Raw genomic sequence first — 25,436 nt, 5'->3', positions numbered from 1 at the left:
GTATGAATGGCATCTCCTCGTTGGGCGGGTTCTTCGATCCGCAGCTGCTGCTCGGACTCGGGTGCGGAGTCGCGGCGGGCGGCGGTCTCGCGCTGCTGATCGTCGCGATCCGCGGCTTCGAGCCCAAGCCCGGCCATGTGAAAGCCGAGAGCGGCGAACGGGCCAGGGAACTGCTCCAGTTCATCGGCCGGCGCGGCTCAATCGCCGTCGGCGTCGGACTCGTCGTCCTGCTGCTGACCCGCTGGACCGTGGCCGGAGTCGCCGCCGGGCTGCTCGTCTTCTTCTGGGACCGCCTCTTCGGCGGCGCCGCCCAGGAGAAGGTCGCCATGCGCCGGGTGGAGGCGCTCGCGGGCTGGACCGAGTCGCTCCGTGACACCATCGCGGGCGCGGTCGGCCTGGAACAGGCCATCCCTGCCTCCGCACGCGCCGCGGCCCCCGCCCTGCGCCCGCACCTGGACGCGCTGGTCGACCGGCTGCGCGCCCGGATGCCGCTGCCGGAGGCCCTCCAGTACCTCGCCGACGAGATCAACGACGCCTCCGCCGACATCATCGTGGCCGCGCTCATCCTCAACGCCAAGCTGCGCGGCCCCGGTCTGCGCCAGGTGCTCGGCGCGCTCTCCAAATCGGCGCGCGAGGAGATCGACATGCGCCACCGGGTGATGGCGCAGCGCTCGTCGACCCGGCGCAGTGTGCAGATCGTGGTCGTGGTCTCGGTGGCGTTCGTACTCGGACTCGCCGTGTTCAACCGGGACTTCGTCTCCCCGTACGGTTCACCGATCGGTCAGCTGGTGCTGGCCGGGGTGTGCGGTCTGTTCGCGCTCGGTTTCTGGTGGCTGCGCAAGCTGTCGGTGATCGAGACGCCGGAGCGCTTCCTGGTCCGCGCGGAACCCGAGGTCCGGTTCGTACGGCCCGACGCGACCCAGCACGCGTCCCATCAGCAGGGCGCCCAGCAGGCTCCCGTCGGACACCAGGCTCCCGTCGGACACCAGGCTCCTGTCGGGCACCAGGCCCCGGGCGGCCAGCAGGCTCCCGGTGGCCAGTATTCCGGTGGCCAGCAGGCTCCCGGTGGCCAGTACCAGGGCGGACCGAATCAGGGCGGACAGCAGCAGCCTCCGCAGGGCTCGCCGTTCAACCATGGCCAGGGGGCGCCGCGATGATCGACATCCTCACCGCACCGGTACTGATCGGGGCCGTACTGGGCCTCGGCGTCTTCGTCCTCGTACGGGCCCTGTCGCGTACGAAGCGCTCCGCGGTCTCGCAGGTGCAGCGCATCGATGCACTGCGGGCGGCCGGTTCGGGGTATGAGCGGCCGGGCGACCACGAATCGCACGACGGCCGGCTCGGCTCGCTGCGCGCCCGGGTGGGGGTGCGGATCGCCGACCTCTACTTGCAGCAGGGCTGGGAGCAGCGCTCGCTCCGCTCCGACCTCGCGGTCCTCGACCGCGGCTGGGAAGGGTTCCTGGCCACCAAGGTGCTGCTCGGCGTGGTCGGCCTGATCTTCGGCCCGATGCTCTTCGCCATCGTCGTGGTGGTCGGCTTCAGCAAGAGCCCGATCATCCCGGTCTGGCTCGCGCTGGTCTGCGGTCTGCTCTTCTTCTTCCTGCCCGACCTGGAAGTACGCCGGGACGCCGCGGACAAGCGCAAGGACCTGCGCCGCGTCATCGGGGCGTATCTGGACCTCGTCTCGATGAACCTCGCCGGCGGGCGCGGTCTGCCCGAGGCGCTGATGGCCGCCGCCGAGGTGAGCGAGGGCTGGGCGCTGCGCCGGATCCGCAACGCGCTCGCGGACGCCCGGATCACCGGCACCAGCCAGTGGCTCGCGCTCGGCAGGCTCGGCGAGGACCTGGGTATCGAGGAACTGAAGGACTTGTCGTCGTCGCTGGCGCTCGTCGCCGACGACGGGGCGAAGGTACGTGAGTCGCTGGCCTCCAGGGCCGAGACGATGCGGCACCGCGAAATGGCCGAGATCGAGGGGGCGGCGGGTGAGAAGTCGCAGTCGATGCTTGTCGCACAGCTGCTTCTCTGCGCCGGGTTCCTGGTCTTCCTCATCTATCCGGCCGCGATGCGCGTCTTCCAGGTCTGATCCCGCTTCCCCTTCTCTTGAGAGGATTTCATCCCATGTTCGGACGCCGCTTCAGTCACCCGACTGTCGACTTCCTGATCACGTTCCTGCAGGCACGCGTCGAGCGCGCCCGCTCCGAGGACACCGACCGCGGCGCGTCAGCCGTGGAGTGGGTCATCATCTCGGCGGTCGTCGTGGCGATCGTCGGTGTGGTCGCCGCGATCATCAACTCCGCGCTGAGTGACGGCGCCAACAAGGTCGGCAACTGCATCAAGGGAGCGAGCGCGAGCGGCACCTGCTGAGGCCGGGGCCTTCCGTGAACCTTCCGGGGTGACTGTTCATTTCCGAGTCCGATCGATCGAGTCGAGTCACTGAGTCGGTGCTGGTGCGTCAGAGGATCAGAGCGTTCGTACGCCGCAGGGTGGAGGCAGCCTCCGCCCGCGGTGACTCCGGCATGACCGCGATCGAGTTCGTCTTCCTGACGCCGGTCCTGTTCTTCATGATCTTCGCGACGGTGCAGTTCGCGCTGTACTTCTTCGCCGACCACGTGGCCCAGGCGGCCGCGCAGGCCGGCGCGCGCAAGGCGCGGGCCGAGGCCGACGCGAACCCCGGGGGCTGGCGCGGGGACGCGGGTGACGTCGTGCAGAGCTACATCCACCAGCTCGGCTCGAAGCTGGTGCTGGGCCCGAACGTGACGATGCTCCAGCCGGACAAGGACACGGTGGGTGTGGAGATCACGGCGAAGGTCCCGAATGTCTTCCCCGGGCTGGGCCTCACGGTGCACGCGCAGTCGCGGGGGCCCGTCGAGCGGTTCGTGCGGGACTGATGAGAGGCCAACGGGTGGCGGGGCGAAGGGCGTTCGATACGGGCGCGGCTGCGGGGCGTGGGCGGCGGAGCGCTGTACGTACTCGGGCTATCGGTGTACGTACGCGGGCTTTCGACATACGTACGCGGGCTTTCGGCGTACGTACGCGGGGTCACGCCCTGCGTACGCGACTGAGGCTCGGGGGCGCCGACCGCGGGCTGTCGACCATCGAAGTGGTCATCCTCGCCCCCATCATGATCCTCTTTATTCTGGTGCTCGTGGGCTTCGGGCAGCTGGTCGAGGGACGCGGCGCCGTGGACAGCGCCGCGCGGGACGCCGCCCGTGCGGGTTCGATCCAGAAGGACGGCGGCGTCGCGATGTCCGAGGCGCGCAGAGCCGCCGACGCGGATCTGACCGACGTCTGCTCCGGCCCGGTGTCCGTCACGGCCAAGGGGTTCGTCAAGGGCGGCTTCTTCACCGTCGACGTGAGCTGCCAGATCCGTGGACTCGCGATGCTCGGCCTGAACATCCCCACCACCCTGAGCGGGCACTCGACCTCGCCGATCGACCCGTACCGGAGGACGCAGTGAACGCGCTCACCGGATGGATCGAGTCCCGCCGGGCCCAGCTGGACGACCGGGGGTCGGGCGCCGCCGCGGTCATCATCTTCGCGTTCCTGTTCCTGGCCCTGGCCGCGTTCGTGGTGGACGGCGGGCTGTCGATCTCGCAGCGTGAACGTGCCGCGGACATCGCGGAACAGGCCGCGCGGTACGCGGCACAGGACATAGACCGGGAGGCCCTGTACAACAACCGGGGCGGGCCCGCGCCGATCAACTACCAGAACTGCAACGCGCGCGTGCACGCCTTCGCGGTCGAGATGGGGATGTCCGGCCAGGACATCGGCGCATCGCACTGCACGGCCGCCAACACGCAACGGGTGGAGGTGACGGTGCAGTTGACCTACCAGCCGGTGCTGACGGGCCTGTTCTACAGCCACTCGATAACCGTCCACGGTTCTTCGGTCGCCGAGTCCGTCACGGGCTGATGGTGACCCGTTCGCTGGGTATCCCCGGTTCAGATGGAAAGGCACACACCCTCATGCAGCACACATCCCACTCACGTTCCGTGCGCCGCGGGGCCGGCGCGGCGTCGCTGGCGGTCGCCGCCGCGCTGCTGCTGTCGGCGTGCGGCGGCGGTGACTCGTCGTCCTCCGACAAGGCGGACAAGGTGCCGGGAGCGGACACCGGTACGAAGGCGGCGGCCCCTTCCGCCTCGGCTTCCGGGGACGGGATCAAGCGGCCGAAGGTCGTGCTGCCGAAGGGCGTGAGCAACGTCTTCGAGGGCGGGAAGACGGGGGACCCGAAGCAGGACGCGGTCCTTGCGGATAACGCCCGGAACCTCGACGCCATCAATGCGGCGATCACCACGGATGCCAAGAAGTTGACACCTGCGCTGCAGTTCTACAACAAGGGCGATGCGCTCACCGCAGCATTGGCGTTTATCCAGGGGTTCTATGACGACGGCAGGTCGTACGTGGGAACCACTCGTTATTACAACCGTAAGGTCACCCCTCTCAAGGGCGGGGCCGTAGCGTTGACCTACTGCCAGGACGCGACGAAGACGTACCCCAAGGACCGCAAGACCGGCAAGGTGACGCACTCTCCTGGCTCGGCGGACGACTACGCATTCTTCAACGAGCGCCTGGAGAAGAACGACAAGGGCGTCTGGCAGTCGACCAGCGTCATTTCGGGTGCGGGGGCCGACAAGTGCGCAGGTTGAGCCCGGCAGCGTCGAAATTCCTCATGGTCTCGGGGCTGACGCTGACCATCCTGGCCGTACCGACCTCCGCGTTTGCCGGCGGCGGGTATGAACACGACGGCCATCTGCGAGGCAGCTCCAAGGGTGGCTCGGGCAATGGCAAGATCACCGTCCAGACCCGCATCCGGACCACCACCAACGGCAACCCCAGCACCGCGAAGACCGGCTCGCTCTCCTCCACGGACAGCAACTGGACTCCGCCGGCCTGCTGGTACGAGCCGGCCTTCTCGCCGAAGGAGATCCAGGCCACGGTCAAGTCCTGGCGGAGGGTGGGCATCTTCGGTATCGGCGACATCGTGGGCGGCCTCCTCGACAGTTACTACAAGGACGGCAAGTACAAGAACTACAACCTTGACCAGCAGGGCAAGGGAATGTTCTGGGCAGCTGCCATCAACCCGAAGCGCAAGGATGACCCCGAAGCGAACTCCTGCGACAAGCCGCCGTTCTGGGTGCCGAACAACACCACCCCGCACGAGCCACTCGCAGTGAGCCCGAAGATCCTCGCCGAGTACGCCTACGACGAACTCCCCGTCCCCGAAACGCAGATCGAGGCAGCCCCGGCCGGTAAATCCACGGTCAACCTGCCCACCTGGGTCTGGCTGGACAAGGCCCGCTTCAAGCCGGTCTCGGTGACCGCCTCGCTGCCCGGAACCGGGCTCTCCGCGACCACGACCGCCACCCCTGTCGCCCTCCACCTGGACCCCGGCACGGACGACGCGGAGGTCTATCCGGCGAGCGGCGACTGCCCGCTCAACGCGGACAAGTCGATCGGCACCCCGTACACCAAGGGCTCCGCCGACCGGACCCCGTCCTGCGGAGTGACGTACGAGCGCTCGTCCGGCGGAGGCACGTATCCGCTGCGGGCGACGCTCACCTGGGAGATCAACTGGACCAGCACCACGGGCGAGGGCGACAGCCTGCCCAACGGAACCTACGGGGACACGAAGGACGTCGCCGTTCAGGAGATCCAGTCGGTCAACCGCTGAACACCCGCGCCACCTGAGGAGGGAAACGAACGATGGCATTCGGAAGACAGCGGCGTGCCCCGGAGCCGCCGGTCGAGCCGGTGCCCTGGCAGGGCATCGAAAAGTTCGTGGTCAGTGATGTGGAGCAGCCGGCCACGTTCCGCCGTAAAGCGGTGACCGGACCGCGGGCGATCCGTGTGCCGTTGCCCGGTCCAAAGGGGCAGCGATTCATCCCCGCCGCTCTGGTCGTCCAGGCCGACGTGGAAGTCAAGGCGTACGAGATCCGCGATGCCCGGTCTCCAGGAGCCCCGATCTGCGCACTGGCGCCCTTGATCGTCGGCGGGCGGGGCGGTGAGCGGTACCGGGTGACGGACGCGCAGGGCCAGGAGATCGGCACAGTCCACAGGACCGGTGCCACGAAGCGCACCATCCAGCACACCTGGTGGTTCCGGCAACCGGACTACCCGGATATCGTCGCCCGCTACCACTGGGCGAAGGGCAGCGCCAAGGATGTCGCGACCCGTGGCAAGGCGGCCGCAGCGCGTCAGGCGGAGAGCCTCGTCGACAGCGTCGTGGACTCCCTGCTCCTCGGCGGCGACGACAGCGGGGGCGGCGGGAACTATGTCCACAAGCCGGTGACGTGGCGGGCGGGCGAGGAAGAAGTGGCACTGGAGTCGGGCCACACGGATCAAGGCGTAAAAACCTATATGCCGAAAGCGGATTGGCTCGACCTGAGGTTGGTGTTTGCACTGGCGGTACTCCGGGCGGGCTGACCTTATCAGCCTGACCGTACGGATGCCATGACGTTCAACTGGTTCCGAAGGGGCGAAACTCATGTTCCGGTGTAGGGAGCCGAGATGACAGGATTTTGGAACGCACACGGCCCGAAAGGACGGAGGAGAGAAACTCCGTGCAGTTCAATTCGAGGTGTTCCCAGCGCGGTCCACGGGACTCGTTGATCATGACCGTCCAAGTCTCGGGATCCTGATGCGGGCGCACGAGCCAGAATAGAACCTCGCCGCTGGGCGTACCACCCCAGGAGATCAGTTTGCTCCCGAACTCATCCAACTCGGCTGGCTTCTCTTCACCCATCTCCCAGAAGTCTTCGAGGTCATCCATGCTACCGTCATTGTCGAATTCGAGGTCATGCGACTGATTCTCGCATTGAGGTTCCAGGAGCCAGATGTGCGAGTCGAAGAGGCCGGCGCCGAAGGCTTCGATCAAGTCCTTGTAGTCGCGGGGCAACTCGGTGCCGAGCCGATGCTCGACGCTGTCCCAGTCCTTCCCGGTTGCCTCCCGGGAGGGAGCGTACAAGTCGACCAGTTCCCTAAGCGGTGCGTTCATGGATCATTCCTCCACGAGATGGCGCACACCTCATCCTGGTGTCGCACCAATACCAACTACAACGAGCTTGGCATGGTCTGAGGATCAGGAACACTTGGGGACATTGAGGATCGTAACCGAATTCAAGGTTCCGCCCTGAGCTCTGTTGGCACGTCTTTCCTTCGGGTCCTTAGAATATGCATGGAACTTGAAGCCATTTTCGCTGTGTGCTTCAAGGGTAAATCCGACGAGGATCGTGTCGCTATCGCTGTGGTAATGCGGAGTTACGCGGAGGCGGACGGTGTCGCCGTGCCGTACGGCTTGCTGGACCTGCAGCTCGCAGTGGCGCATTACGGGCGAGTTTGCGAACTGGTGCGTGGTGACGAAGTTTCTGGGGTCCTCGTTCGATCCACCAAGCAGGGCGCCGAGCAAGTGGCCCCTGTTGTGTCTCTTCTCTGAATCCCATCCGGCGGATTCGTCGCCCCTCATGCAAGATCGAGGCTAGAAGGTCCATTGGATTTCCGAAGGAAATCTCCATACGGACTCGGTACCGTCAGGAAATCGCGATCTACAATCCCATGCCCCTGAGCGGACGGTCCCTTCAACGACTCGACGATCGAGTTCTGTCATCCTTCGTGCCGGGGCTGCAGGGGCAAAGGATCAAGAGATCCACCCAGGTAAAAGGGTTTACGACATAGCCCGCGGGATCAACGACAGTGGCCGCGTCACCCCAGCGACACACTCCACACATCCCCGTGTCCGGGCCAGTCGTCCCGCTCCTCGTCGTTGTTGACCACATGTACCGACACCTTCGTTCCGGCTGCCCGGTATTCGAGGAACTCCCTCTGTGAAGAGATCTTCAACATGGGGATACCGGCCGTCTCCTCCAGTTCCTGAGCGAGTTCGGTCCAGCGTGTGTACTCGGGGAAGTCGACCTTCAGTTCCTGACAGGCGTCGGCCCGGGTGTCGGAGTCACCGGAGAGACGGTGCACCTCGACCACAATGCCGGTCACCACTCCGTCGGGCTCTCCGGAAAAGGTCACCTCAAGGGCGCCGTAGTCTCTCCGGAGCGATACACCGTCCTCGTCGGTCTCCTCCATGAAGCCTTCACCGAGGGCTTCATGGACTTCGGAGACGGACGAGCCGATGCCCACACCGTTCGTTTTGCCCGTGGCGATGAGCAGGGCAAGAAACCGAAGTCCTGTCACGGCATGCTCTCCAGTTTGTCGATGAGCTTCTTCATCTCATCCGCGCGGTTCTGCTTGTTGCCCCAGTTGTGATCGAGCATGTGCTCCCGCGCCGACGTCGCCTTGACGATGAGATCCGCACGAAGTTTGGGATCCTTCGCCACCGCGTCGACGGCCTGCTTCACGCTCTTGTTGGTGGCCAGACCCCCCTTGAGCCGGATCGGGGTGCCAACGAGTTCACCCTCCTTGTTGACGGCGATGCTCACCTCGTCCTTGCCCACATGGATATGAGCTCCCTTTGTCGGCCAGTCCGACGCCACCGGCGAGACGTGAATCTTGCATGGCTTGAGGCCGAGAGGGTCCGACTCCGTATGCGGATTGTCAACGTAGGTACGGGGATTGGGAGCTGGCTCAAGGCCGAGGGGGTCCGGTGTCACATATCGAGCAGATTCCGGGTCGTAGTACCGAAAGAGGTTGTAATGGAACCCGGTCTCGGGATCGAAGGGGTCTGTCAAACGAGCGGTGTAACTCGGGTTGTTGAGGGTTACTGGCGTGCTGCGGAGAGTCGGCCGTCGAAGGTGATGTCGAAGGCGTTCAGGGCGGTTTTCCAGCGCATGGTCCAGCGGGCCTGGCCCTTGCCGGTCGGGTCCAGCGACATGATCGCCATGTAGACGCACTTCAGGGCGGCCTGCTCGTTCGGGAAGTGGCCGCGGGCTTTCACTGCCCGTCGGATCCGCGCGTTTACGGACTCGATCGCGTTGGTGGTGCAGACGATGCGGCGGATCTCGGTGTCGAAGCGGAGGAAGGGAGTGAACTCTTCCCAGGCGTTCTCCCAGAGCCGGACGATCGCCGGATACTTCTTGCCCCACGCGTCGGCGAACTCCGCGAACCGCTCGAGTGCGGCTTCCTCGGTCGCCGCGGTGTAGACGGGCTTGAGGACCTTCGCGATCTTGTCCCAGTCCTGGCGGGCGGCATAGCGGAAGGAGTTCCGCAGCAGGTGGACCACGCAGGTCTGCACGACGGTGCGGGGCCAGACGGCCTCGACCGCCTCGGGCAGGCCCTTGAGCCCGTCGCAGACCAGCATGAGGACGTCGTTCACTCCGCGGTTCTTGATCTCGGTGAGAATGTGCATCCAGTGCTTGGCGCCCTCGCCGCCGTCGCCGGCCCACAGCCCCAGGATGTCCCGCCGGCCCTCGGCCGTGACGGCCAGGGCGACGTAGATGGGCCGGTTCGCCACGGCGCCGTCGCGGATCTTCACGTGGATGGCGTCGATGAAGACCACTGGGTAGACCGCGTCCAGGGGCCGGTTCTGCCATTCGGCCATGCCTTCGAGGACCTTGTCGGTGATCGTGGAGATCGTCTGACGGGACACCTCGGCGCCATAGACCTCGGCAAGGTGGGCCTGGACCTCACCGGTCGTCAGCCTCTTCGCGGCGAGAGAGATCACCATCTCGTCGACGCCCGACAGGCGCTTCTGACGCTTCTTGACGATCTTCGGCTCGAAGGAACCCTCGCGGTCCCGGGGCACGGCTATCTCGACCGGGCCAACATCGGTCAGCACGGTTTTGCCACGGGCCCCGTTGCGACTGTTCCCGCCGTTCTTCCCGGCGGGATCGTGCTTGTCATAGCCGAGGTGGTCGGTGATCTCGCCCTCGAGGGCGGACTCCAGGAGCCGCTTGGTCAGCTGCTGCAGCAGCCCGCCCTCGCCGGTCAGCTGAAGGCCCTCGGCCTGAGCCCGGCCCACCAGTTCATCAATCAGGCGATCGTCCACAGACTTCGGTAGCACGGCCTCGGATGGCTCGGCGGTCTCAATCTCGGTCACGTCGTCGCTGGTCATCGATGCATCTTCCATGATCGGGAATTACACCGAACGTTTTACAGTCCCGATCGAAGTACTGACCGGGGAACCGAAGAGGGGTGTACACCGGGGAATCGGCTCGCCAGGTCGCGGCTCCCCAGAGCGTGGACCGAGTGTGCCACACCACTTCCCCTGTTTCGTCGACGAGCTCGGTCGGTGTCCCGACCAGGTCGGTCACGATGGCGAAGAACCGACGGTCGACCTCCTCCTGGGGTGCGTCCACCGAGGTGATCCGTTCCGTCTGCGAGATGGGGTGAAGGCCCTCGTAGTCCCATGTCAGTGTCACGCAGCGGGCGAGATCCGCAGAGTGCGAGGTCTGTTCACACAGCGTGGTCCCATCCCAGGTGAACTCGATCCGTTCGAGAACGTGCTCGCCGCAGCCCGAAAGGCGGGACTTGGAAATCCGCCGGCCCAGGGGATCGTACAGATATCTCCACACCGTTCCGTCCGGTGTAATCACTTCGGAGAGCTGGTCCTCTGCGTTCCAGGCATAGCGCCACGTCTCGGGTTTACGGGAAAGCCTGGTTCTCTGCCGAGAGTGATCCGGCCGGCGGCATCCTATTCGAAACGGACGTTTCCCGCGTGAGTGAGGCGTGTTCCCGAGTAGGACCGCGGGCCGCGCGCCTCACTCCCCGGGTGAGCGTCGGGCCAGTGGGCATCCGCCTGGTTTCCGGCAGCGTCATAGGCGTATGTCTCGGTCCAGTCCCTGGCGTGCACAGCTGTGACTCTGCCTGCCGGGCCGAGATCGAAGCTCCGCTCTCCGCGCAAATAGTCGTCGACGCCCACCACTTCGCCGTGACTGCTGTAGGCGTAGGCCCGACGCTGCACGAGCCCTTTGCCCACCGCAGTCACCTCGAGGGCCCCGAGACGGCCCGCTTCATCGAACTGCTGGGACAGCTTGAGGCCGCTGCCGAATCCCCGTCCGATCTCACGGCCGACAGAGTCGTAGGAAAAGGATATGCCACGGCCCGAGACGGTCAGAACATCGCGTCGGCCGGCGGCGTCGTGGGTCCACTCGCTGGTGGCATGTGTGGTGTGGTGCGGCCGTTGCGGCGTCCGAGCTCGTCGTAGGAGTGAAGCAGGGTGCGGTCGCCGACCGTCTCTGACAGCACTCGGCCACACCGGTCGCGTTGCAGAGAGACGGTCAGCTGGGGGTTGGTCACCTGCACCAGACGGTCGGCCTCGTCGTAGACGTACGACGTGAGGTGACCCGCCGCGTTCTTGTGGGTCACCTGCCCGTTCTCGTTGCGCTGGTAGCTGGTCGTATGACCGAGCGGATTGGTGCGGGACTTCAACTCACCGACAGCATCGTGCTCGTACGTCACCACCCTGCCGTCGAAGTCCGTCTCCGAGACCGGGCGGCCGGCGGCGTCGTAGGCGTAACGCCATTTCTGTCCCAGGGGGTTCGCGACCTCGGTGACGGGCCATGTGTGCCCGAAAGCGTGGTTGACCTTGCTGGTGCAGTAGGGCGGATTGAGATCGGCCACCGCAGTTTGAACGCTTTGCCATACAGATGGATCGGATTCTACTCGGACCAGGTGTGCACTCAGGGACCGGAACCCGGTGCCATCAACTGGGCGGCAGAATGAGTGAGCGAGGCTGATTCGGCTTGGAAAGCAAGGTCACTGGCGTTGCTAAGTTCGCTGGCTTTACTGGTGACGTGCACCGTCAATTCGTCTTCACCGTGTCGAGAAATCTCAACTTCCTTCTCCCCGGGACTCTCCCAGCCGTTGATGCGGATCCGCGAGATGCCAGTGAAGGAAATGAAAAATCTGATTGAATTGAATGGCTTCTTTTTCCATTTCTGGCGGGGGCGTGCCGGAAGTTCCCTTGTCTCGAATCCGAATGTGATGCTTGTATCGCGTTCATCGATATGGACATAGAAGAGATCGCATCGGTTCAGTGCGGGGGGTTGGTCGTAAAGGTCAAGGATCTGGCGGGGGTCGGACAGAAAAGTGGGCCAGGTGGCGTTATCCATAAAAGCTCGCTTCATGGGTTTCGGGTGGTGAAGTGTACATTCGGGCGTCGATTCCTCGCGTGTAGTGATGGCGCCCGCTGTCAGACCCATCACTATTAATTTTGAACGCGCTGAAGTGGTCGATAAGGATGTCGCGGATGCTGCGGAACGAGAGGTGAAGGTTCTCGCCCGTCACTTCGACCTGAATCCTGTAGTCTGGCCGAGGTGCGATGCGGATTGTACAGATTTCCGGACCTTTCCAGTTGGTCAAGGCGATTTCCTCGACGGCCTGAAAGGAGAGCTGGCACTGCAGGGTGTCGAATTCATCACCCTGGGACTCGAGTGATGAATTAGAAAGGGGGAATGATGGAAGGTCGACTCTCAAGGTGAGGGAAGGGCCAATATAGGTAAGATTAATGGATCGAAGTCGAAGTTCTTCGAGTGGTGGTACTGAGTCTGCGAAGAGTGAATCCAGGACTCCGCGATTCCTGACAAAATCAACCCACGTCATAGTAGTAATGCTCCTCGCATCCGGGGATCTGACCGTTACGATCATTGTCGTACGGTCTCACGTGTACGTGCGCCGGCTGGTGTCCCGGAGTCCCTGGTTCCTGATGCCCAAACCAATGGTCCTGGAATACGACGATATCTCCTGACGGTGTCTCGTACCACTCTGTCGTGTAGAAAATGGGTTTACCGTCCGGCCCCAGCAATCGCTTGCTTCCTTGCCAGGCAGGTGTGGTGGCTTCGGTCCACTCGTTCACGTCGAATGGTTTGGTTCCCTCCGGAACTCCGGCATCCCGCAGTGCCTTGGATTTTTGTTCAGCGAAGCACGGCGCCAATCCGAGAGGGTCCGACCATACGTGCGGGTTCCGTACGTACGCAGTGGGATTCGGTGCAGGGGTGAGGCCAAGCGGATCGACCGACAGGTAGCGAGCGGTTTCAGGATCGTAGTGGCGGAAGTAGTTGTAATGGAGCCCGGTTTCAGGGTCGTAGTATTGACCGGGAAATCGGAGCGGTGTGTAGGCTCTGGCGTTGGTGTTCCAGCTGGTGGCGCCCCAGAGAGTGGTCTTTGTGTGCCAGGCTGTGTTGCCTTCTTCGTCTATGAGTTCGCTCGGGGCGCCGACGAGGTCGGTGACAATCGCGAAGAAGCGTTCGTCGACCTCCTCCTGGCAGGCCGATGTGACGCGTTCGGTCTGGGCGAGTGGCAGAAAATTGTTGTGGTCCCAGGTCACCGTGACATGGGTTGACAGCTCCGCGATCGATGTTGTCTGTTCGCAGAGGGTTGAGCCGTCCCACGTGAAGTCGATCTGCTCGACGACAGTTTCGGCGTCTGCGGCCATGCGCTGCTTGGCGATACGACGACCCAGGGGGTCGTACAGGTAACGCCAGACCGTACCGTCCGGGGTGACCACCGATATCAGGCGGTCTTCAGCGTCCCAGGTATAACGCCAGGTATCAGGCTTGCGCGACAAGCGTGTTTTCTGGCGTAGCACGATGCGACCCTGTGCGTCGTGCTCGTATCGCACATTGCCCGCTCGCGTGATACGCGTGCCTGCGTATTCGCGCTCGCCTGTGGCATCGGTGCCGAAGGAGGTGGCAGGCCATGACGCCGAGATTTGGTTGCCCGCCTCGTCATAGGCGTATTTCTCTGTCCAGTTGGTTGCGTGGACCGCGGTGACGCGTCCAGAGATATCGAGATCGAACCGTCGGGTACCCGATCGGAGGTCTTCGATACTGGTCGGGTAGCCGTCTGAGCGATAGGTGAAGCTGCGCAGAAGAGTGTCTCGGCCCGCGCTTGTCACCCGTTGGTTGGTGAGACGGCCCAGTTCGTCGAACGTGTGGGACAGAGTGAGTGCCGTGCCGAGATCGCGGGAGACTTCCTGTCCTGCGGCGTCGTAGGAAAAAGCGAGGCTGTGCCCTGAGGCTGTCAGTCCTGTACGTCGGCTGGCCGCATCGTAAATCCACTCGCTGACCGCACCCCCCGGCGTCGTGCGGTGTGTCCGGCGTCCCAGGTCGTCGTATTCGAAGGACAGCGTCCTGCCATTGACGGTCTCACTCTCAAGGCGTCCCTGCGGCCCGCGCGTGTAGGAGGAGGTGACACCGGGTCCGACTGCCAGCATGAGAGCATCCGAGGAGTCGTACTCGAATGTGGTGACGGCACCGGCGACGTCCTTGAGCGTGGTCTGTCCGAGAGGGTTCCGCTCGTAGCGGATGGTCGCACCCACGCCGTTGGTGCGATGGCTCAGCCGCCCTGCGGCGTCGCTGCGATAGGAGAGTGTGCGGCCGTCGAAGTCTGTCTCGGAAGCTATACGGCCGAGCGCGTCGTAATGGTATTCCCAAGTCAGGGCCTGCGGGTTGGTGACCTTAGTAAGTTGGAGTTCCGTGTCGTGACTGAATTCCTGGCGTATACCGTCGGGACCAGTGCGAGCTGAAAGCAGGTCGAAGTGCGTGTACTCGAAGCGTGAAACCTCACCTCTCACCCCGGTGTGGCTAGTGCAGTTGCCCTCACCGTCGTAGGTCCAGGACTCCCTGGTTCTGTCGCCGCCTATGCGCAGAAGTGGCTTGCCTTCGAGTGTCCACTCGAGACGCGTTGTGTGGCCGAGGGGGTTCGTGAGGGCAGTGGGGCGGCCGAGGGAATCTCGCTCATACCGGGTAGCCGCGTTGAGAGGATCAATGATTTCAACAGGGAGACCGGCTCGGTTCGAGCGTATGCGGGTGGTATTGCCGAGAGCGTCTGTGATCGACGTGAGGTGGCCTGCACCGTTGTGGGTGTAGCGCGTGGTGGCTCCGGTCGGCTCCGTGATCGCTGTGGGATTGCCGCGGGCGTCGTACTCGTGGACCCAGGAGGAGCCGTCGGGTGAGGTGACCGTCGTGGGTCGGCCAATGCCGTTGTAGTCGGTGGTCGCCGTTCGTCCATCCGGTCGGACGACCGATGCCGTACGCCCTTGTTCGTCGTAGGTGTAGCGGGTGGTGTGTCCGAGCGGATCGGTGACGGCAGTGAGTCGGTTCTCGGTGTCCCATTCCTGCTCGGTCAGGTAGCCGAGGGCGTCTGTTGTACGGATGAGGCGGTAGGCGTTGTTGTGTTGGTAGTGGCTGGTGTGGCCGAGGGAGTTGGTGACGGTGGTGGTGTGGGTGGTGTCGTTGTAGGTGAGGGTGCCGTTGAGGTAGCCGCCGCTGCCTTCGGTGCGGGTGACGCGGCCTTGTTGGTCGTAGGTGTAGCGGTAGTGGGTGTTGTTGCTGTCGGTCCAGGAGGTGATGCGGCCTTCGGGGTCGTAGGTGAGCTTGAGGTTGAGTCCGCAGGAGTTCTGTACGTGGGTGAGGTGGCCTTCGTCGTTGTACTGGTAGGAGCGCAGCAGGGTGCCGGAGGGGTCGGGGCTGCTTGGATCGATGAGGCGTAGGGCGGTGATGCGGGGTTGGGTTGGGTGGTGGTCGAGGGTGAGGTGGTAGCCGCCGGTGTGGGTGATGTGGGTGGGGGTGCCGTTGTCGGTGTAGTGGAGGGTGATGCGTTGGTTGTTGCGGTCGGTGATGGTTTGGAGGGGGAGGTCGACGGCTTGTCCGTCGTTGGTGGGTTGGGGGGTGTGGAAGGTGTGGGTGTGGCCGGTGTCGGGGTCAGTGATGGTGAGGGCGCCGTCGGTTTCGGTGTCCCAGGTCAGGGCGAGGCGTGATCCTGTTTCGGGGTAGACGGGGTTGTTGCTGTCGGGGTCTGGGTGGGGGTAGATAAGGCGCGCGCCGTCAGGGGTGGTGTAGATGACACCTTGGTCGTCGATTTGGAGGCGTTGGTCGAGGGTGGAGGCCCAGGAGGGGCCGAACCAGCCGCCCCACCGGTAGGACGAGATATGGGTGCGCTCCAGGATGAGGGGGAGCGTGCCGGGGAGGCTCAGGTCGGTCTGAGGGAGGAGCATGTCGCCGGTGGCGACGTCGATCGGGTCGAGTTTGCATTCCTTGAACATGCCGCGGATCGATGCGGGGAGCTTTTCCCACTCGGAGGGGCGGAGTTTGAGGCGGGAGAGCCCTGACCCGTTGAGTTTCAGCGCTTTCGCGAGGTCGGCTATCTCCCCTGGTTTGAGGGCTTTGAGTCCCTTGCCGAGTGCCTTACCGAGGAAGCCGAGGCCGACGCCCGCGATAGCGCCTTCGGTGAGGAGCTTGGCGAGTTTCCCAGGGTCCTTGAACGCTCCCGGGTCTTCGAGGGCGGTCGTGAACGCGGTGAACTTGGCACCCTCGGAGGCGAGTTTACCGATTTTCGCGATTGTTTTGATCTCTTTGAGAGCCTTCAGGGCCCGTTCGACGTTGCGGATGGCTTCCATCGCGGTCCGCACCGTGGCACCGAGGGCACTTCCGGATTCTTCGATCCTGGTGATCAGCGCCATGACTTTCAGGGCGCGTTCGCCAGCGACGAGGGTGGAGGCGACCTCGGACATGCCGGCGGTCAGGACGGACAGGGCGAGACCGGCGATCTCGAACTCGGCGATCTCCGCGACCATCACCCCGATCTGAGTGATCAGCTCATGGGCCTCGTCGGCGAACTTGTCCAGGGCGGTGGCGCCCTCACGCATCGAGTGCGCGGTGTCGGTGGCGTGCTTGCGCATGGTCCGGGCACGTTTGGAGAACGCCTTGGCCGTCTCGCCCTCCCACGTCACACCGGACATGGCTACTTCGGCGGCATGGGCAGCGTCCTCGAGACCCTTGGCCAGGGAACGCCAGTGCTTGGCTATCTCACGGACCCCATCGGGGTCGACAGCCGGGTCGGTTATCCCGAGGAACTCCAGACCACTGGCCATTGTGTCGCCGAAAGCGTGGTTCGCCTTGCTGATCCAGTGCAACGGGTTGAGATCGACCACCGGGCTCAGCCCTTCTTCGCGCGCGCGGCCGCACTCAGCAGGACATCCAGCAGATCAAACGCATCCGACACCTCACCCAGGAGCTTCGCCTCCTGGCCCCACTCCTCGTTCAGCGACGCTGTCACACCCGACAAGGTGTGCATCCCCTCCCGGATATCACCCGTCGCTTTCAACAAAGACCCCAACGCACCCAACGCCGACAGATCGTGCGACGCCGACGTGAAATCCTGCAACGGCTTCGCCGTGTGATGCCGTGCCCCTCGCAGCCCCGACGCCGCCTTCGCCATCGACACAGCATCCTTCGCCAAATCCGACATGCTGCCCCACCCCGTTCACAACCGCGTACATGTCAGTCGAGAAACGATACCCCGGCCAGGTGTGGCTTATGTCAAGGACAGGCCGAGGTCGTTGGTGCCGCACTCTCGCTCGCTCTGTCAGCGGTTGATCGTCTGGATTTCCTGGACATTCATGTCCAGGGTGGTCTGGAAGGTTCCGTCCGGGAGGGAGTGCGTGCCGTCGTTGTCGGATCCCTGCCAGCTGATCTTCCAGGTGATGGACGCCTTGAGCTGGTACGGGCCTCCGTCGGTGGCGTGCAGGTAGTTGATGCCGCAGGGCGGGTTCTGGCTGGCGTCGCCCGACGTGTAGGGCGTGCCGATGGAGCCGTCCTTGTTGAACGTGCAGGTGCCGGAGGAGGGGAAGGTGTCCGCGTCGTCCGTGCCCGGGTCGAGGTGGAGGCTCACGGGTTTTGCGGTGGTCTCGGCCCAGAGCCCGGTGTTGGGCAGTTCGGCGCGTACGACGACGTCCTTGAAGGTGCCCTTGTCCAGCCAGACCCAGGTGGGCAGGTTCACGGTGGACTTGGTCTGCGGCTTCAGCTCGATCTTGGTCTCGGGGACCTTGACCTGGTTGTACGCGTACTCGGCGAGCATCTTCGGTGTGGGCGCGTGCGGGATCTTCGGCACCTGGCCGGCGGGCTGCCAGAACATGATGCGGCCGCACTGCCAGGAATCGGGATCTGATTCGTCCGGCGCTACGCTCCGCCAGAAGTAGCCGCCCTTGCCGATGTTGTAGTTCTTGTAGCCATCAGCCATGGAGCTGGGGTCGTCGAAGTTGGCTTCGGGTTTGCCGTCCTTGTAGTGGTCGGTCCAGAGGCCAGTGCCGTACCAGGACTCGTGGATACCCACGTCGCCGTCGCCGCCGGACGACTTCACGAAGCTTTTCAAGCCTTCTGGCGTGAAGACTGGCTCGTACCAGCACGCGGGCGGTTTCCAGTTGGGATCGATCGCAGCCAGGTTGCCTTTTCTGCCGCTCCCTCCGCCTCCCTTGGGATAGCTGAGCCGGATTTGGGAGTGGGTCGCGGAGGCGCTGACGCTCCGGCCGTCGGAGCCGCCCTTTGTCCCGCCACCTCCGATGGCGTGGGCCGGGCCGGAGGCGAGAGCGACCGTTGCGAGCGAGGCCGCGGTGAGCGCTGTCATCCTGCGACGTGAGTTCACGACGGGCAGCCACCCCTCTTGGAGGTGGTGGACACGGTCTGCCAGACGCCTTGTGAGCTCTTCTGCAGAGTGGACGTGTAATACACCTTGGGATCCGTACCTGCCGGGTTTCCCTCGACTTTGCCTGTCTTGCGACCCTTTGTGTATGCCTTGCTCTCGTCCATGCAGTAGTTGAGGATCGCTCGTGTCTTATTGCTTCCGAGCATTCTCGCCTTGGCGTCATAGACCGGCGCCTTGCCGATGAGCGTCAGGTTCTTACCTGTGTAGGTCTTTATCCACTCTTGGTCCTGGGAGAGACCGGCCGCCGTGTCGTAGAACGTCAGGTACTCGGCATCGGGAGCGTTGGCCATGATCGCCGCGTACCCGGCACGGACCTGTTCCTTGCCGTCGTTGAGAACGGCCTGCTCGTCGGGGTCGCTGCTGTTCCAACCCTGAAAATTCAGCTGGAAGGAGTGGGGGACCGTGATCTCCGGCCGCGCCGCACCCGGCGCCGCAGAGGTGGAGGCCGACGCAGACGGGCTCTTCGTTCCCTCGTCCGCCCCCTTGATCTTGTCCTTGGAGGCGTCGTTGCTGCTGCCTCCGCAAGCGGTCAGTAGCAGGGCCGCACTGACAGCGAGTGCGGCGGCGATGGCTGGAGTGCGGCGGGCCACGAGTGTTCTCCCCCGGTTGGCGACAGCGGGCCGGCAGGCCGGACTGCAAACGTTCAGGGCATTCGAAGCTACCAGTCGCATGTAAAGGGCATCAGAGGGCGGTCAGGGGATTCCGTGCCATGTGCGGGAGCGGTGACCTGGCCGTGACAAATCAGTCGCGACTGCGCATGTTCCGCGCGTCCCGGGCGGCTGTGTGCACGGGTGATGCGCTGGTGGATTCTCTGACAGCAGACGGGAGACCAGCATGCCCAGTCAGTGCACGGCCAACCGGGCCACCAACGTTCCTGCTCCAGGGACGTCGTCGGACGCGATACTCCGGGTCCGGGTCCAGGGGCCGGTGCCTGCGGCTGTGCGTACGGGCTCAGTGTGCCGCCGCGGAGGCCACAGTGACCGTCTGCGCGAGGCTGTCCGTCAGCGTGCACAGGGCGTCGGTGTGCGCGAGGGCCCGCCACGAAGTGAGCAGTACGAGGCCCCACTTCTCGTCCGGGCAGATGCCGTAGGCGCAGGTCTCCATGACGGTGCCCGCCCCGTCCCGGTCGGCGTCCTGGACGTATGCGTGCCGCACCCGAACCGCGGGCCCGGCGGGGAGTGCCCGCAGCTCGGCCTCGGGTGGTCGGAGCGAGATGTCCGTCGGAGCGGCCAGGTAGCGGTGGAGCAGATCGACGGTCACCGTGGGGTACGTCTCGTCGGCGACCAGCGCCGACAACTCGATGCGGGCCAGCTCCCCCAACTGCGGCGTGGGGACGTACGAGAGCGCGGTGACCGGCCCGCGATCGCGCGAATCCAGGGCAGCCTCGCGCAGTTCGGCGGCGAGCGCCTCGGTCAGCCGTCCGTCGCCTTCGGGGCCCACGCGCAGCCGGGCCGTGTCAGCGGCCCATGCATCCAGGTCGACCAGTTCGCGTACCGGCAGCGAGACGGCGTCGTCCGGCGCCTGCATACGTACCGTGGACGCGGAGTACTCGGGCATCAGGCCATCCATTGCAGAGTGCGGGCGATCGAGTCGAAGAGTGTCACCAGCGCGTCCGCCAGCGGCTCCATCGACGTCGGAGTCGGGGTGGAGAACGAGAGCAGCAGGCGCTGCTCGCTGTTCGGCACGGCGAGGTAGAGGTCCAGGTGTGTGAGGGGCAGCTTGTTGCCGTCCGGGTCGTCGGCCGCGGGGTGTTGACGGTGGAGATGGCGCACGGCCGAGCCCGCGGGCAGGTCGGCCATGGTGACGTCGGCGCCGCGGGCCCCCAGGGACAGAGCGATGTCGGACAGGGCCCCGGCCACGGTGCCCGGCGGCGGCTGCAGGACGGTGACGACCAGGCCGGCGGACACCGGCACCTGGCCGATGATCTGGTTGACGACGTACATCTCCACGCCGCCATTCGCGTGCGCGGCCTCGGCCTGCTCCCGGAGCCGGTCCGCGAGCGCGGCCTTCAACTGCGAGGTGGCCTTCGTCCGGCGCAGCCCGCGGTTGACCAGCTTGTCGATGCGGTGGGTCCAGCGGTCGGGGTCGAGGACTATGCGTTCCCAGCCTTCGGGGACGGCTATGCGGTAGTCGGAGGGGGGTGTGGTGGCCGTGCGGACCATGTCGGGTGTGCTGCCTGATCCGGGAGATGCGGTCACGTCGTTCCCCTCGCTCGATCGGCGCTGTTCCGCCGCGGTCGAACCCGGCCGATGACGGCGGCGCCGGCCGGGGCCAGAAGCAGGACAGCAGCGGCGCCCAGGGACACAGCGGTTTCGGCGGTGTCGCCGATGTCGGACTTCGAGCCGAGGAAGGGACGGTAGTGGCCGGACGGGTCGACCACAGCAGCGCTTTTGGCGCCGACCCGGTCAGCGCAGTCCTCCCTGTTGCGGAACACCTGATGCACGGAACGGTCCTGCAACCTGACTCGGCAGTGGGTCTGGCGAGTCCCGTGGGCCCACTGGTGGCTCGGCGCGGTGATGGTGGCCGTCTGCTCCACTCCGCGCAGCTGCAGATACCACTCCTGGCTGGTGTAGGAAGCGACGAAGATCAGGACGAAGTACGCCGCCACTGTGAGCCACCGCAGGACCAGGCCCCCGTGCGACGCCCGGGTCCCGAGCGCCGCGAGGATGACACCCACTCCGCAGAGGACCCCCACCAGCAGGGAGAGGCCGCTCCCCAGCATGAGGGTGGACAGCAAGCACACGACGCACCCGGCGACGGCGGCGAGGAGCAGTCGCATCCACGGCCACACAGCGGTCCGCCTATCTGGCCCCTCGTCGTCACCGGGACGTCGTGGATCAGCCTTGGCGGTGAACTCGGACAGGACACCGCGCACTCTCCGCATGCCGCCGCCCTCGCCGTCGGCGATACGGCGCAGTTCCGGCAGCCCCATGCCGATCTCTTCCAGCGTCCGCCGCCCGTCCTCCGGCAGCTCCGCGAACAGATCGTCGACGGTTCGCTCGTCCTCACTCGCCACGTGGTCCTTGCTTTCCTTGCTTCTGTGATCCTGCTTTGCGGTGTTCCGCAGCCGGCCGGGTCAGCCGCCGTCCCCGGGTGTGCTCCAGCGCCAGTTGTAGAACGGTATGCCGCCGGCCCCCAGCCCGGGAACCTCCTTCACCCTGCCCAGGCCGTCCGGCCCGGTGATCCACGACTCCCCGTCGCTGATCGGCGCCAGGTTCGACCAGCCGGCCGCGAGCGGTAGGGTCTGACTGCCGATGAAAAGGCTCTTGCCGTAGCCCGCCATGCTCTTGAACGAGGAGCCCGCGATCTGCGCGAGCTTGGGGGCACCCTCGCTGACCAGGCTTTCCTCGCCGGGCAGCTTCCCCGCGGCTATCCTGATGTCGTTGACGTAGGTTTTGGCGTTCAGGGACTCCTTGACCACGGAACGCATCCGCGGCAGGAGTTCGGCGGGCCCCTCGGCGAGCGCCTTGCCGATTTGACCAGGTTTGATCCCGTTGAGTGCCTCGCCGAGTCCACGGGCAGCCGCTGGATTCAGCCCGATGTCCCGTGCCAGCTGCACGTCCTTGACGGCGGCGGACCCCCGTGCGGCCACGGAGGCCTCCTTCGCCGCAGTGCCGAGCAGTCGGCCGGCGCCGAACGACAGCACGCCGATCGCGTCGATGGCGACGTCCAGCCAGGTGCCCTTACCGTCGAGGGCCGATACGGTGTCGCAGACCAGAGCGACCACCGATGCGATCAGAGCCAGCGCCGCGAGAACCTCACCGAGTACCGGCACCCAACTCAGCACGAGGGCCAGCACCCCGAGGATGGCCGCTGCCACGCCCGCCCAGTGCCCGATCTTCGCGACCCAGTCCTCCACGCTGTCCCACCAGTGGTGCTTGGGATCCTTCAGCCCGTCGTGGTCGACGGCGTCGTGGATGGCCGACTTGGCGTAACCGGCCTGGGTGTCCCGGTAGGACAGCGCGTGCCGGAGGTCCGTCTTGGCGTCCTCCAGGTCCGAGTCGGCCGACTCCTTCTGTTTGTGCAGCTTCTGCTTGTCGGGGTGGTGGTCGTGGCCGGGATGCTGATCGATCTGCTTCTGGAAGTGGCTGCCGTCCGCATCGGCGGCCTTGGCCTTCTTGAGTGCCGTACGGACCAGCGTCTGCGCGTGGTTGAGGGCGGTGGCCCAGTTCTCCCGCGCCTCGTCGGAGGCGGGTTCGGGGCCCACCGAGGCGCCGAGGGCGTCGGCGGCGGCCGCGTAGCGCTGGTGCGACTTGGTGAGAAGTCCGACGGTTTCTGCGGTCTTCTTCGTGAACTCACGCCCGGCGTCGGAGTCCCAGCCGTTGCCGTCGACCAGGTTGTGCAGCTTGGTGGCCTGCTCCTGTATCAGGGCGGCCGTGTCGGCGATGCGTTTGCCGAGCCGTGCCACCTCGTAGGGGTCGCCCGGGGTGAATTCCTTGTCGTCGTAGCAAGCCGTCTGCCAGTCGACGCCTGAGAAGTCGTCGCTCACTTGCCCTCGCCGCTCTTCTTCGGCTCGGACTTCAGTAGGGCCTGGGCAAGGTGCTGGTCGAGGCCGTCGTAGGCCTTGGCCGCCGAGCCGGCCGTCTTGCCGAGGAACTCCAGGCCGTCGCAGAGCTGCTTGCGCTTCTTCTTCCAGTCGTCCGCGAAGTCGTCGAGCGCGTCCGCCACGTCGCCCGATCCCATCTCCGCGTCGTAGGAGTCGACCAGGTCCTTGGCGCCCTCGAAGTGCGACTTCAGCTTTGCAACCGACCGGCTGATTTCCCGCAGTTCCGATGTGGACACCGCTATGTGATCCGCCACTTTGACCCCCGTACTCGTGCTACCGACAGGCCGTCCCATCTGCCTCGTCCGGCTCGTCTGCCCAGGAGCGGCCACGCATACTGTCCTCCATCGGTTTTCGCTCCAGCAACCAACGGAAAGCAAAGGCGCCCTCCCGTACTACGCCGCGCGGCACGCGAGCCGGAGTGATGCCGGGGTGTGTTCGGGCAGCAGCGCGCCCCGATGCCCGGACTGGCCGGGCATCGGGGCGCGAGTGCTCAGGGGTCAGTTCCTGGACGCGTACGTCACGAAGTCCGTCCATGCGTCCGGCGTGAAGCCGAGCTGCGGGCCCGGGATGTTCTTCGAGTCGCGGACGTGAATGATGCTCGTCGCCGCTGCGATCTCGACGCATTCGGGGCCGTCGTTGCTGCTGTAGCTGCTCTTGATCCACTCCAGCGCGGAGCCGTCTCCGGCTGACGTCTTGCGGGTCATGTCTCTCCCAGCGCTTTCTCGATGAAGGCCAGAGACTCCCGTGGGGTGAGAGCCTGAGCCCGGATGATTCCGTACCGCAGCTCGATGATCCGGACCTCCTTGGGGTCGGAGATCAGGCGGCTGGACAACTGGCCTTCCCAGTGTCCCACCGCCGTTCCGTCGTCGAACTTCAGCAGTTGGAGCTGGCCACCCATTCCGGCATGGTCCTCGCGCTCCGTCGGCATCACCTGGATCTCGACGTTCCGCAACTGGCCGATCTCCAAGAGATGTTCGAGCTGCCGCCGCGCCACCATTCTGCCCCCGAGCGGGCGCCTGATCGTGACTTCTTCCTGGACGAAGGTCAGCATCGTCACCGGTTGCCGTTCGAAGATCTCCTGGCGGCCCATTCGTCCTGCCACGTGTCGGTTGATCTCGTCCCGCCCGAACGAGGGCCGCCTCATCTCGAAGAGCGCCCGTGCGTACTCCTCGGTCTGCAGCAGACCATGCATGTTGTGGTTGCCGTACGCCCCCAGCTCGACCGCTTCTCTCTCCAGCTTGGCCAGGTCCCGGACCTTCTTCGGGTACCTGGCGTCCGCCACGTCCTTCTTCATCTCGGCGAGCTTCCCGCCCGCGCCCAGCACGTCGTCCGCCCGGTCGAGGAACTCCGGCTTCGGGATGCGTTTTCCGGCCTCGACCTTGTAGACCTGGTTCTCGCCGTACCCGATCGCCGCGCCCAGCTCTGCCGCCCGTAGTCCCGCCGCCTCACGCCACAGGCGGATCTGCCTGCCCACCGCCGCGATCACCGCCCCCGAGTCGTCCTCCAGGTCGACATCCCGGTCCGCGTCGTCCGCGCCGTCCGTCGTGTACTCCCTGCCGTCATCGCCCGGCATGGGCACCCGCCTCCACCCGTACTGGTTCTGTCGCGCACCGGCGGCCGTACCGGCTGGACAGGCCCGGACAACCGCTGGACAGTCACTGTCCGTACACGCGTCGATACTTCTCAGCGTAGCGGCGTCCGGCCACGCTGAGTGACGTGAACCACAAACTCGATCTGCCTCAACACCCCGATCCCGGCCGTACGTTGACCGTTCTGCTTTCCCCTACCCGGCGGGGTGCGCGGCTGGCCCGGCTGCTCACCACCGCGCATCTGGGGCACTGGGGGCTGCCGTCCGAGTCGGCCGCGCACATCGTCGCGGAACTGGCTGCCAATGCCGTGACCCACGGTCGTGTGCAGGGCCGGGACTTCCAGCTGGGACTCGCGGTGCACGGGCGAGCGCTGCTGCGGATCGAGGTGAGTGATGCACGGGGTGAGCGGCTTCCGCCGGGACCCGGTGCCCAGGTCGTTCCCGGTGGTCACGTGGAGTGGGGGCGGGGTCTGCTGATCGTTGAGACGCTCGCGGATCGCTGGGGGGTTACGCCCGGTCCTGTCCCGCGCAAGACGGTCTGGGCCGAACTCGATCTCGTACAGTGACAATCTGGGCTATTTGCGGCGGCACCGTGGCCGTCTTCACCGGGTCGCGGGGATCCGCGACCCGGTGGGCCGTGACGCTGTCTCCCGCGACGTAAGAACTCTCAAGTACTGAGAGAAATAACCTTCCCAACCCCACCCGGCCTCACCCGCGCCCTCCGTCACCCACAAGGGTGAGGTTTGCCAACCGGGGTGGATTTGGGGCGGGTTGGTCGGCATATGCTCGCCACGACCAACAACCCCAGACATGTGACGGCCCCCGGCTAGGACTGCAATCCTGATCCGAGGGCCTGACCACCGAGGAAGAAGAGAGCTTCCCGATGGATACCCAGCAGGTTAGCGCGCCCCCGCGCGCCCCGTCCCGTGATCTCCG

General features: G+C 65.3%; 29 protein-coding genes and 2 pseudogenes. 10 read left to right on the top strand and 21 right to left on the bottom strand.

Annotated elements, in window-relative coordinates; genetic code table 11:
* The first annotated feature begins 2 nt into the window (after nt 1-2).
* The 9 genes from OG452_RS14170 to OG452_RS14130 all read left to right on the top strand — a co-directional run bounded on the left by OG452_RS14170 (nt 3) and on the right by OG452_RS14130 (nt 6,423).
* Nucleotides 3-1,157: a type II secretion system F family protein gene (locus OG452_RS14170; RefSeq protein WP_327295969.1), complete on the top strand. Its 1,155-nt coding sequence runs from the start codon at nt 3-5 to the stop codon at nt 1,155-1,157.
* A complete protein-coding gene (locus OG452_RS14165) occupies nt 1,154-2,083 on the top strand; it encodes a type II secretion system F family protein (RefSeq protein ID WP_327295968.1) in 930 nt (309 codons plus the stop codon). Before OG452_RS14170 ends, OG452_RS14165 begins: the two co-directional genes overlap by 4 nt.
* 35 nt (nt 2,084-2,118) lie before the next feature.
* The gene (locus OG452_RS14160; RefSeq protein WP_164259321.1) at nt 2,119-2,364 is read left to right on the top strand and encodes a hypothetical protein; all 246 of its coding nucleotides are present in this window, start codon (nt 2,119-2,121) and stop codon (nt 2,362-2,364) included.
* Between the two features lie 152 nt (nt 2,365-2,516).
* Nucleotides 2,517-2,888 carry a TadE family protein gene (locus OG452_RS14155; protein ID WP_405562217.1) on the top strand — a complete coding sequence of 124 codons (372 nt, stop codon included), beginning with the start codon at nt 2,517-2,519 and terminating at the stop codon, nt 2,886-2,888.
* A 158-nt stretch (nt 2,889-3,046) separates the two neighbouring features.
* On the top strand, nt 3,047-3,457 hold the full coding sequence (locus tag OG452_RS14150) for a TadE/TadG family type IV pilus assembly protein (RefSeq protein WP_327299621.1): 411 nt from the start codon (nt 3,047-3,049) through the stop codon (nt 3,455-3,457).
* Nucleotides 3,454-3,912 (top strand): pilus assembly protein TadG-related protein, encoded by a 459-nt coding sequence (locus tag OG452_RS14145; RefSeq protein WP_327295966.1) that lies wholly within the window; start codon nt 3,454-3,456, stop codon nt 3,910-3,912. Before OG452_RS14150 ends, OG452_RS14145 begins: the two co-directional genes overlap by 4 nt.
* A 53-nt stretch (nt 3,913-3,965) precedes the next feature.
* Entirely contained in the window at nt 3,966-4,646 is a 681-nt protein-coding gene (locus tag OG452_RS14140; protein WP_327295965.1) for a hypothetical protein, read from the top strand.
* Nucleotides 4,643-5,671 (top strand): hypothetical protein, encoded by a 1,029-nt coding sequence (locus OG452_RS14135; protein ID WP_327295964.1) that lies wholly within the window; start codon nt 4,643-4,645, stop codon nt 5,669-5,671. Before OG452_RS14140 ends, OG452_RS14135 begins: the two co-directional genes overlap by 4 nt.
* Before the next feature lie 32 nt (nt 5,672-5,703).
* A complete protein-coding gene (locus tag OG452_RS14130) occupies nt 5,704-6,423 on the top strand; it encodes a hypothetical protein (RefSeq protein ID WP_327295963.1) in 720 nt (239 codons plus the stop codon).
* A 34-nt stretch (nt 6,424-6,457) separates the two neighbouring features.
* On the opposite strand, the gene OG452_RS14125 is transcribed toward OG452_RS14130, so the two are convergent.
* From OG452_RS14125 to OG452_RS14020, 21 genes and pseudogenes are all read right to left on the bottom strand, one after another.
* Complete coding sequence (locus OG452_RS14125; RefSeq protein WP_327295962.1) at nt 6,458-6,994, bottom strand: SMI1/KNR4 family protein; 537 nt, start codon at nt 6,992-6,994, stop codon at nt 6,458-6,460.
* Nucleotides 6,995-7,078: 84 nt separating this feature from the next.
* Nucleotides 7,079-7,462, bottom strand: a complete 384-nt coding sequence (locus OG452_RS35435) for a DNA/RNA non-specific endonuclease (RefSeq protein WP_442810008.1) — start codon at nt 7,460-7,462, stop codon at nt 7,079-7,081.
* 236 nt (nt 7,463-7,698) lie between these two features.
* Nucleotides 7,699-8,073, bottom strand: coding sequence for a hypothetical protein (locus OG452_RS14115; protein ID WP_327295960.1), 375 nt, complete (start codon nt 8,071-8,073; stop codon nt 7,699-7,701).
* A 104-nt stretch (nt 8,074-8,177) separates the two neighbouring features.
* Nucleotides 8,178-8,441 (bottom strand): hypothetical protein, encoded by a 264-nt coding sequence (locus OG452_RS14110; protein ID WP_327299890.1) that lies wholly within the window; start codon nt 8,439-8,441, stop codon nt 8,178-8,180.
* 57 nt (nt 8,442-8,498) lie between these two features.
* Nucleotides 8,499-8,663 (bottom strand): annotated as a pseudogene (locus tag OG452_RS14105) (RHS repeat-associated core domain-containing protein); the annotation flags it as partial.
* 41 nt (nt 8,664-8,704) lie between these two features.
* On the bottom strand, nt 8,705-9,997 hold the full coding sequence (locus tag OG452_RS14100; protein WP_442810007.1) for an IS256 family transposase: 1,293 nt from the start codon (nt 9,995-9,997) through the stop codon (nt 8,705-8,707).
* Nucleotides 9,998-10,046: 49 nt separating this feature from the next.
* A pseudogene (locus tag OG452_RS35430) lies at nt 10,047-10,846 on the bottom strand (RHS domain-containing protein); the annotation flags it as partial.
* A gap of 149 nt (nt 10,847-10,995) precedes the next feature.
* The gene (locus OG452_RS14085) at nt 10,996-11,505 is read right to left on the bottom strand and encodes a hypothetical protein (protein WP_327295957.1); all 510 of its coding nucleotides are present in this window, start codon (nt 11,503-11,505) and stop codon (nt 10,996-10,998) included.
* Nucleotides 11,506-11,564: 59 nt separating this feature from the next.
* Nucleotides 11,565-11,996, bottom strand: a complete 432-nt coding sequence (locus OG452_RS14080; protein ID WP_327295956.1) for an Imm50 family immunity protein — start codon at nt 11,994-11,996, stop codon at nt 11,565-11,567.
* Nucleotides 11,989-12,486: an Imm50 family immunity protein gene (locus tag OG452_RS35425; RefSeq protein WP_442810006.1), complete on the bottom strand. Its 498-nt coding sequence runs from the start codon at nt 12,484-12,486 to the stop codon at nt 11,989-11,991. Before OG452_RS35425 ends, OG452_RS14080 begins: the two co-directional genes overlap by 8 nt.
* Complete coding sequence (locus OG452_RS14070; RefSeq protein WP_327295954.1) at nt 12,473-16,816, bottom strand: DUF6531 domain-containing protein; 4,344 nt, start codon at nt 16,814-16,816, stop codon at nt 12,473-12,475. The genes OG452_RS35425 and OG452_RS14070 overlap by 14 nt, the downstream gene beginning before the upstream one ends.
* A 5-nt stretch (nt 16,817-16,821) precedes the next feature.
* The gene (locus OG452_RS14065) at nt 16,822-17,133 is read right to left on the bottom strand and encodes a hypothetical protein (protein ID WP_327295953.1); all 312 of its coding nucleotides are present in this window, start codon (nt 17,131-17,133) and stop codon (nt 16,822-16,824) included.
* Nucleotides 17,134-17,250: 117 nt separating this feature from the next.
* Nucleotides 17,251-18,288: a hypothetical protein gene (locus OG452_RS14060; protein WP_327295952.1), complete on the bottom strand. Its 1,038-nt coding sequence runs from the start codon at nt 18,286-18,288 to the stop codon at nt 17,251-17,253.
* A gap of 14 nt (nt 18,289-18,302) precedes the next feature.
* Nucleotides 18,303-18,956, bottom strand: coding sequence for a hypothetical protein (locus tag OG452_RS14055; RefSeq protein WP_327295951.1), 654 nt, complete (start codon nt 18,954-18,956; stop codon nt 18,303-18,305).
* Between the two features lie 361 nt (nt 18,957-19,317).
* Complete coding sequence (locus OG452_RS14050) at nt 19,318-19,923, bottom strand: hypothetical protein (RefSeq protein WP_327295950.1); 606 nt, start codon at nt 19,921-19,923, stop codon at nt 19,318-19,320.
* Nucleotides 19,923-20,564 carry a hypothetical protein gene (locus tag OG452_RS14045; protein WP_327295949.1) on the bottom strand — a complete coding sequence of 214 codons (642 nt, stop codon included), beginning with the start codon at nt 20,562-20,564 and terminating at the stop codon, nt 19,923-19,925. Before OG452_RS14045 ends, OG452_RS14050 begins: the two co-directional genes overlap by 1 nt.
* The gene (locus OG452_RS14040; protein WP_327295948.1) at nt 20,561-21,382 is read right to left on the bottom strand and encodes a hypothetical protein; all 822 of its coding nucleotides are present in this window, start codon (nt 21,380-21,382) and stop codon (nt 20,561-20,563) included. Before OG452_RS14040 ends, OG452_RS14045 begins: the two co-directional genes overlap by 4 nt.
* Nucleotides 21,383-21,442: 60 nt before the next feature.
* Nucleotides 21,443-22,855: a hypothetical protein gene (locus OG452_RS14035; protein WP_327295947.1), complete on the bottom strand. Its 1,413-nt coding sequence runs from the start codon at nt 22,853-22,855 to the stop codon at nt 21,443-21,445.
* The gene (locus OG452_RS14030) at nt 22,852-23,166 is read right to left on the bottom strand and encodes a hypothetical protein (RefSeq protein ID WP_327295946.1); all 315 of its coding nucleotides are present in this window, start codon (nt 23,164-23,166) and stop codon (nt 22,852-22,854) included. Before OG452_RS14030 ends, OG452_RS14035 begins: the two co-directional genes overlap by 4 nt.
* A 243-nt stretch (nt 23,167-23,409) precedes the next feature.
* The gene (locus OG452_RS14025) at nt 23,410-23,616 is read right to left on the bottom strand and encodes a DUF397 domain-containing protein (RefSeq protein WP_327295945.1); all 207 of its coding nucleotides are present in this window, start codon (nt 23,614-23,616) and stop codon (nt 23,410-23,412) included.
* The gene (locus tag OG452_RS14020; protein WP_327295944.1) at nt 23,613-24,485 is read right to left on the bottom strand and encodes a helix-turn-helix domain-containing protein; all 873 of its coding nucleotides are present in this window, start codon (nt 24,483-24,485) and stop codon (nt 23,613-23,615) included. The genes OG452_RS14025 and OG452_RS14020 overlap by 4 nt, the downstream gene beginning before the upstream one ends.
* 143 nt (nt 24,486-24,628) lie before the next feature.
* On the opposite strand from OG452_RS14020, the gene OG452_RS14015 reads away from it, so the two are divergent.
* Nucleotides 24,629-25,066, top strand: a complete 438-nt coding sequence (locus OG452_RS14015) for an ATP-binding protein (RefSeq protein ID WP_327295943.1) — start codon at nt 24,629-24,631, stop codon at nt 25,064-25,066.
* Nucleotides 25,067-25,436 lie beyond the last annotated feature (370 nt).

It is taken from the genome of Streptomyces sp. NBC_01197 (assembly GCF_036010505.1).
Taxonomy (GTDB): domain Bacteria; phylum Actinomycetota; class Actinomycetes; order Streptomycetales; family Streptomycetaceae; genus Streptomyces.
Note: the sequence above shows the minus strand (reverse complement) of the source record. Positions and strands in the feature narration are given on the sequence as shown.

Coding starts and splice junctions, on each gene's coding strand:
- OG452_RS14170 (WP_327295969.1), top strand. CDS start 3: ATGAATGGCATCTCCTCGTTGGGCGGGTTCTTCGATCCGCAGCTGCTG.
- OG452_RS14165 (WP_327295968.1), top strand. CDS start 1,154: ATGATCGACATCCTCACCGCACCGGTACTGATCGGGGCCGTACTGGGC.
- OG452_RS14160 (WP_164259321.1), top strand. CDS start 2,119: ATGTTCGGACGCCGCTTCAGTCACCCGACTGTCGACTTCCTGATCACG.
- OG452_RS14155 (WP_405562217.1), top strand. CDS start 2,517: ATGACCGCGATCGAGTTCGTCTTCCTGACGCCGGTCCTGTTCTTCATG.
- OG452_RS14140 (WP_327295965.1), top strand. CDS start 3,966: ATGCAGCACACATCCCACTCACGTTCCGTGCGCCGCGGGGCCGGCGCG.
- OG452_RS14130 (WP_327295963.1), top strand. CDS start 5,704: ATGGCATTCGGAAGACAGCGGCGTGCCCCGGAGCCGCCGGTCGAGCCG.
- OG452_RS14125 (WP_327295962.1), bottom strand. CDS start 6,994: ATGAACGCACCGCTTAGGGAACTGGTCGACTTGTACGCTCCCTCCCGG.
- OG452_RS35435 (WP_442810008.1), bottom strand. CDS start 7,462: ATGAGGGGCGACGAATCCGCCGGATGGGATTCAGAGAAGAGACACAAC.
- OG452_RS14115 (WP_327295960.1), bottom strand. CDS start 8,073: ATGGAGGAGACCGACGAGGACGGTGTATCGCTCCGGAGAGACTACGGC.
- OG452_RS14100 (WP_442810007.1), bottom strand. CDS start 9,997: ATGACCAGCGACGACGTGACCGAGATTGAGACCGCCGAGCCATCCGAG.
- OG452_RS14080 (WP_327295956.1), bottom strand. CDS start 11,996: ATGGATAACGCCACCTGGCCCACTTTTCTGTCCGACCCCCGCCAGATC.
- OG452_RS35425 (WP_442810006.1), bottom strand. CDS start 12,486: ATGACGTGGGTTGATTTTGTCAGGAATCGCGGAGTCCTGGATTCACTC.
- OG452_RS14065 (WP_327295953.1), bottom strand. CDS start 17,133: ATGTCGGATTTGGCGAAGGATGCTGTGTCGATGGCGAAGGCGGCGTCG.
- OG452_RS14060 (WP_327295952.1), bottom strand. CDS start 18,288: ATGACAGCGCTCACCGCGGCCTCGCTCGCAACGGTCGCTCTCGCCTCC.
- OG452_RS14050 (WP_327295950.1), bottom strand. CDS start 19,923: ATGCCCGAGTACTCCGCGTCCACGGTACGTATGCAGGCGCCGGACGAC.
- OG452_RS14025 (WP_327295945.1), bottom strand. CDS start 23,616: ATGACCCGCAAGACGTCAGCCGGAGACGGCTCCGCGCTGGAGTGGATC.
- OG452_RS14020 (WP_327295944.1), bottom strand. CDS start 24,485: ATGCCGGGCGATGACGGCAGGGAGTACACGACGGACGGCGCGGACGAC.